Source organism: Albidovulum sp., assembly GCF_008933605.1.
In the GTDB taxonomy this organism is placed as follows: Bacteria; Pseudomonadota; Alphaproteobacteria; order Rhodobacterales; family Rhodobacteraceae; genus Albidovulum.
Genome location: NZ_WBUS01000176.1, coordinates 1 through 5,920, shown reverse-complemented (window position 1 = coordinate 5,920; position 5,920 = coordinate 1). Strand labels below are relative to the sequence as shown.

Annotated in this window: 3 protein-coding genes and 2 pseudogenes; 3 read left to right on the top strand and 2 right to left on the bottom strand. The window is 67.1% G+C overall.

The window, feature by feature from the left end:
• Positions 1-136: 136 nt before the first annotated feature.
• Both F9K34_RS16385 and F9K34_RS16380 read left to right on the top strand, forming a co-directional pair.
• Positions 137-913 carry a succinate dehydrogenase iron-sulfur subunit gene (locus tag F9K34_RS16385; protein ID WP_291338191.1) on the top strand — a complete coding sequence of 259 codons (777 nt, stop codon included), beginning with the start codon at positions 137-139 and terminating at the stop codon, positions 911-913.
• Between the two features lie 143 nt (positions 914-1,056).
• Positions 1,057-2,808, top strand: a complete 1,752-nt coding sequence (locus F9K34_RS16380; RefSeq protein ID WP_291338190.1) for a PHA/PHB synthase family protein — start codon at positions 1,057-1,059, stop codon at positions 2,806-2,808.
• Between the two features lie 49 nt (positions 2,809-2,857).
• On the opposite strand, the gene F9K34_RS16375 is transcribed toward F9K34_RS16380, so the two are convergent.
• Entirely contained in the window at positions 2,858-5,098 is a 2,241-nt protein-coding gene (locus tag F9K34_RS16375) for an NADP-dependent isocitrate dehydrogenase (protein WP_291338189.1), read from the bottom strand.
• 368 nt (positions 5,099-5,466) lie between these two features.
• Between F9K34_RS16375 and F9K34_RS19075 the strand changes: the two are divergent.
• Positions 5,467-5,618 (top strand): annotated as a pseudogene (locus F9K34_RS19075) (oxidoreductase); the annotation flags it as partial.
• A gap of 106 nt (positions 5,619-5,724) precedes the next feature.
• On the opposite strand, the pseudogene F9K34_RS16370 reads toward F9K34_RS19075, so the two are convergent.
• Positions 5,725-5,920, bottom strand: a pseudogene (locus tag F9K34_RS16370) (succinyl-CoA--3-ketoacid-CoA transferase); the annotation flags it as partial.

The following is a 5,920-nucleotide window of genomic DNA, read 5'->3' as shown; positions in this document are numbered from 1 at the left end:
GCTCCGGCTGGAGGTCTCCTCCGACTGGCTGCAGGGCAAGGACCCTGCGGCCCTCTACACCACCTGCGTCTATCAGAAATCCGGCCAGTTCCCGCGACGGCCGCTCTATGACCTCCCCGGTTGGAAGGGATAAGACATGGTCCAGTTCACGCTTCCCAAGAATTCCAAGGTCCGCGTCGGCAAGACCTGGCCGAGACCCGAGGGCCGGAACGTCCGCAAGTTCCAGGTCTACCGCTGGGATCCCGACACGGGCGAGAACCCGCGGGTCGACACCTATTTCATCGACATGGACAAGTGCGGCCCGATGGTTCTCGACGCGCTGATCAAGATCAAGAACGAGATCGATCCGACGCTGACCTTCCGCCGGTCCTGCCGCGAGGGCATCTGCGGCTCCTGTGCCATGAACATCGACGGGATCAACACGCTGGCCTGCATCTACGGCCTCGACGAGATCAAGGGCGACGTGAAGATCTATCCCCTGCCGCACATGCCGGTGATCAAGGACCTGATCCCCGACCTGACGCATTTCTACGCCCAGCACGCCAGCATCATGCCCTGGCTCGAGACGAAGACCAACCGTCCCGCGAAGGAGTGGCGCCAGTCGATCGAGGACCGCAAGAAGCTGGACGGGCTCTATGAATGCGTGATGTGCGCCTCCTGCTCCACCGCCTGCCCGAGCTACTGGTGGAACGGCGACCGCTACCTCGGCCCCGCCGCGCTCCTGCATGCCTACCGCTGGATCATCGACAGCCGCGACGAGGCGACGGGGGAGAGGCTCGATCAGCTCGAAGACCCGTTCAAGCTCTACCGCTGCCACACCATCATGAACTGCACCAAGACCTGCCCGAAGGGCCTGAACCCGGCGAAGGCCATCGCCGAGATCAAGCGGCTGATGGTCGAGCGGGTGGTGTGAGCCGGGGCGCGGGCGGGGACATCGCGATTGGCAGGCGGCTGCCACCGCAGAATTTCCAAGACTGTTCCTTGGCTTGCCGGTAAGCTGCCGGCACGGACCGGCGGTCGCAGGACGACGGGCGGCGGACGAGGAGGACGCGCAGGATGGACATGGACACAGTCGGTAGCCGCCTGAAGGAATGGGCCGACCTCATGGCGCGGGCGCAGGCGGTGCTGGCGCAGTCCCAGGCCGCCGCCGCCGCCAAGGCCACGGGCGACGAGTTTTCCATCGTCGACGCCAACACCGTGTTGTCCGCCTACCTGAAGATCTGGTCCGAGGTCATGTCGGACCCGATCGCCGTCACCGAGTTTGCCCAGAACGCCTGGATGGACTGGGCGAAGGCCTGGCGCGATGCTTGGGCGGGGGAGGGGCAGGGCGCCGCCGACAAGCGGTTCCGCGACCGGAAGTGGGATGCCGACCCGATCGCCCGGGGGCTGCGGGATTCGCACCTTGCACTGGAACGCGCGACGGAACGGTTCCTGAAGACCCTGCCCGATGGCACGAAGGATGCGCTGCGGGTGAAGTTCTACACGCGGCAGATGCTGAGCGCCTTGGCGCCGACGAATTTCCTCGCGCTCAATCCGGCCGCGCGCGAGCGGTTCCTCGATACCGAGGGCGCGAGCCTTCTCGAGGGCTTCCGCAATCTCGTCGAGGATCTCGAGCGCGGGCAGGGCCGGCTCGACATTGCCACCAACGATCCCGCCGCCTTCGAGGTCGGGCGCGACCTGGCGACGACCCCGGGCAAGGTCGTCTACCAGAACAAGCTCATGCAGCTCATCCACTATGCGCCGCTGACCGAAAAGCAGAAGAAGCGCCCGCTGCTCTTCGTGCCGCCCTGGATCAACAAATACTACATCTTCGACCTCAAGCCCGAGAACAGCCTTGTCCGCTACATGCTGAGCCAGGGGCACAGCATCTACCTCATCTCCTGGGTCAATCCGACGAAGGAACACGCTGATCTGAGCTTCGAGGACTACATGAAGCTCGGCCCCCTCGCCGCGCTCGACGCGATGGAGAAGGACACCGGAGAGAGGAAGTTCGACATCCTCGGCTTCTGCATCGGCGGCATCCTCGTGACCGCGACCGTCGCGCTCCTCGCGGCGCGGAAGGACAAGCGTATCGCCACCGCCACGACCTTCGCCACCATGGTCGATTTCACCGACGTGGGCGAGATCGGCGTCTTCATCGACCGCGACCGGCTGAAGGTGCTCAGGGCGCACATGAAGGACAAGGGGTATCTGGAGAACCACCACCTTCAGGACATGTTCTCGATGATCCGGGAAAACGACCTCGTCTGGTCGTTTCACGTCATGAACTACCTGATGGGAAGGAAGCCCCCGGCCTTCGACCTCCTCTTCTGGAACGCCGACAGCACACGGCTGCCGGCGGCGATGCTGCTCTGGTATCTGGAGAAGATCTACATCGAGAACGGGCTGAGGCAGCCCGGCCAGATCACGCTCGACGGCACGCCGATCGACCTCGGGCGGATCGAGGTGCCGTTCTTCGTGCTGGCGACGAAGGAGGACCACATCGCGCCCTGGACCTCGATCTACCCGACGACGCAGCTTCTCGGCGGCGAGGTGAAGTTCGTCCTTGGCGGCTCGGGCCACATCGCCGGGGTGATGAACCCGCCGGCGGCGCGGCCGAAATACGGCTACTGGACGCGCGATGACTATCCGGCCTCCGCCGCCGACTGGCTCGCCGGGGCGGAGCATCACCAGGGCTCCTGGTGGCCGGCTTGGTCGGCGTGGATCGAGGCGCATTCGCCCGCGACGCTGGTGCCGGCGCGGGTGCCCGGAAAGGGCCGCCTGAAGGCGATCGAGGACGCGCCCGGAAGCTACGTGCGCGCGAAGTAGCGGGCCGGTGGCGGCGGCACCTACTGGCAGGTGCCGCCCGACCGGGCGCCTACTGCGATGCCGCCAGCCCGTCGATGATCGCGTTGAAGCGCGCCGAAGGACGCATGACGCGCGCGACCTTCGCCGCATCGGGGTGATAGTAGCCGCCGAGATCGGCGGGCTTGCCCTGCACCGCGCCGAGTTCCGACAGGATCGCCGCCTCGTCCCGTGCGAGCGCGTCGGCAATTTCGCGGAACCGTGCGGCGAGGCCCGCGTCGTCCGTCTGCGCGGCGATGGCCTCGGCCCAGTAGCGCGCGAACCAGTAGTGGCTGTCGCGGTTGTCGGGCTGGCCGACCTTGCGCTCGGGCGAGCGGTCATTGTCGAGGATGCCCTGGGTCGCCGCATCCACGGCCTTGCCGAGCACGCGCGCCCTGGCATTGCCGCTTGTCTCGGCGAGGAAGTTGAGGCTTTCCCCCAGTGCGCAGAACTCGCCGAGCGAATCCCAGCGCAGGTGGTTTTCGGCGACGAGTTGCTGCACGTGCTTGGGCGCCGATCCGCCCGCGCCCGTCTCGAACATCCCGCCGCCGTTCATCAGCTTCACGATCGACAGCATCTTGGCCGAGGTGCCAAGCTCGAGGATCGGGAAGAGGTCGGTCAGGTAGTCACGCAGCACGTTGCCGGTGATCGCGATGGAATTTTCGCCCTTGCGGATGGTTTCGAGGGTCAGGCGCGTGGCTTCGCGCGGCGAGAGGATCCGGAACCGGTCGGCGGCGCCCGCCTTCTCCAGGAGCGGCTTGACGAGGCCGATGAGCACGGCGTCATGCGCGCGGGCCGCATCGAGCCAGAAGATCGCCTGGCAGCCCTCGGCCTTCTGTCGGTCGATGGCGAGCTTCACCCAGTCCTCGATAGGCGCCTTGCGGGTGCTGGCCGCGCGCCAGATGTCGCCGGCTTCGACCGCGTGTTCGTGCAGAACGTCGCCGTTCGCCAGAACGACCCGCACGGTGCCGTCGAAGGGAATCTCGAAGGTCGTCGGGTGGGAGCCGTATTCCTCGGCCTTCTGCGCCATGAGCCCGACGTTCTGCACGGTTCCGGCCGTGCGCGGATCGAGGGCTCCTGTCTCCTTGAAGTAGCGCACGGTCTCGTCATAGACGGGCGCGTAGGAACTGTCGGGGATGACGCAGTTCGTGTCCGCCTCCCGGCCGTCGGGTCCCCAGGCCTTGCCGCCGGCCCGGATCAGCGCCGGCATGGAGGCGTCGATGATGACGTCGGAGGGGACGTGCAGGTTGGTGATGCCCTTGTCGGAGTTCACCATGTAGAGCGGCGGCCGGCTGGCCAGCGTCTGCTTGATCGCCACCTCGATCTCGGCCGCCTTGGGCATCCCGGCAATGGTGTCGAACATCGCGCCGAGACCGGAGTTCGGGTTCACGCCGGCGGCGGCCAGGTCGGCGCCGTAGCGGTCGAACACCGGTTTCAGGTAGGCGCGGACCGCATGGCCGAAGAGGATCGGGTCGGAGACCTTCATCATCGTGGCCTTGAGATGCAGCGAGAAGAGCGTGCCGTCGGCCCTCGTGGTCTCGATCTGCTCCGTCAGGAAGCGGTCGAGCGCCCTGGCCGATATGAAGGTAGCGTCGGCGACGGTGCCGGCAGGGTATTGCACCTTGTCCTTCAGGACCTTGACCGTCCCGTCCTTGCCGGCGAGCTCGATCCGCGCGGGGCCGGCCTGCGCCTCGGTGACGATCGCGGACTTCTCATTGGAGAAGAAGTCGTTTCCGTCCATCGTCGACACGCGCGTCTTGCTGTCGGCGCTCCAGGCGCCCATCGAATGCGGGTTCGCCTTGGCGTAGTTCTTCACGGCGGCCGCGGCGCGCCGGTCGGAATTGCCTTCGCGCAGGACCGGGTTCACCGCCGACCCCTTGATCGCGTCGTAGCGCGCCCGGGCGTCCTTTTCGGCGTCGGTCGCGGGCGCTTCGGGGTAGTCGGGAAGGTCGTAGCCCTGCGCCTGCAATTCCTTGATCGCGGCGACGAGCTGCGGTGTCGAGGCGGAGACGTTCGGCAGCTTGATGACGTTTGCCGAGGGCTGCCCGACGATCTCGCCCAGCACCGCAAGGTCGTCGCCCTGCCGCCGCGCGTCGGTCAGCCGTTCGGGGAAGGCGGCAATGATGCGCCCGGCCAGGGAAATGTCGCGGGTGCCGACCGCCACGCCGGCCGCGCCGGCAAAGGCCCGGATGATCGGCAAAAGCGACGCCGAGGCCAGTTCCGGGGCTTCGTCCACCTTGGTGTAGATGATGTCGGGGGTCGTGCTGTCGGCCATCCTGTCGCCTCGTCCTCAGGGGTTGTCGAGAATCGTCCTAGATTGTGCACCATGGTATACACTGTCGCGCGCGACGCGCAAATCCGCCGTGCGGGCCGGGGCGGAAAAGGCATCCCCGCGCCGCGGATTTCCGCCGGGCGCCCGTCGGGGGGCCGGGCGAAGAGTGAGGATCAGACAACGCGAACGGTCAGGGTTCCAAGCCCGGCGATCCCCGCTTCCATTGTGTCGCCGCGCTCCACGGGGGGCAGCGCGCCGTTCACCTTCAGTTCGATGCGCTCCTCGGGCGGATTCCAGACCTTCGACAGAGGATGCAGCGGGCCGAGGGGGCCGGAACGCCCAAATGCCTTGCCGAATTCCCAGGACCGACCGCTCTCACCGCGGCGGGGCAGAAGGCGCCCGGGCGGCCGAAGCTGCGGGACGAGATCTGGGGGAAGCTCAGGGGAACCTCTCCTTCAACCCGATTTCCGCCCTGACCCATGCAACCCGCGACCGGCTCTGCACCGACCCCGGCACGCACGCCGACCATCGACATCATTCTCGCCCTCATCCGCCAGCGCGCCGTCATGGCAGCCGCCGGCGGCTGAGTGGGAGGGGCCGGACGCCAACGCGGCTTCGGGCCGGGGCCGTCAGACGATCGTCGCCTCGGTCGCGGCGCGCAGTTCTGCCTCGGTCACGCCGTCGGCCAGCTCGACGAGGTGCAGGCCCTTGTGGCCGACGTCGAGCACGCCGAGGTTGGTGATGATCCGGTCCACCACGCCCTTGCCGGTCAGGGGCAGGGTGCACTCGCGCAGCACCTTCGATTCGCCGTGCTTGGAGGTGTGG